Raw genomic sequence first — 508 nt, forward strand, 5'->3', positions numbered from 1 at the left:
CCGACAGGTGGTAACTGAGGTTATCTGAGATCTCTCCGCCACTTGCAAAGGAAATGGTGTGCGCAGCATGTTGAAGATGAGCCACTTCAACAACGCATGTACAATGACTCTTCAACTGTTGATGGATATCTAAAGTCACTCTGTTGAGCAGAGCGCTCCCATTGAGCTTCAATATTTCATCAAGCTTTTGGACACTGATTTGTACATGATCCATTAAACACGTTACCTAGCCGTTATTAATTTCATATCGTGCTTTGATAGTTGTGCGACACGACGACTTATAATTTGATATGCATCAAGTAAACTATCGTTTACTTCAGGAGATTTTTCAAACTTTGAATCCCAACAGATAAGGAATTAACACTAATAGGTGAGTCTAGTAAGACTAGAGTGTTATCAAAGTTTGAGGCATTAATTTCAAAGTAGTCGCTTACTCACACATTTAACAAGAAAACTATCAAATTAGATGCGTTTTTCTTCTTCTAAACGGGATTTTAGATAGTCGAGG

Annotated in this window: 1 pseudogene; it reads right to left on the reverse strand. The window is 38.2% G+C overall.

From position 1 onward, the window contains the following. Positions 1–214: pseudogene (locus tag R7Z49_RS27845) on the reverse strand (diguanylate cyclase); the annotation flags it as partial. Positions 215–508 lie beyond the last annotated feature (294 nt).

Source organism: Vibrio sp. 1562 (genome assembly GCF_033340155.1).
Taxonomy (GTDB): domain Bacteria; phylum Pseudomonadota; class Gammaproteobacteria; order Enterobacterales; family Vibrionaceae; genus Vibrio; species Vibrio alginolyticus.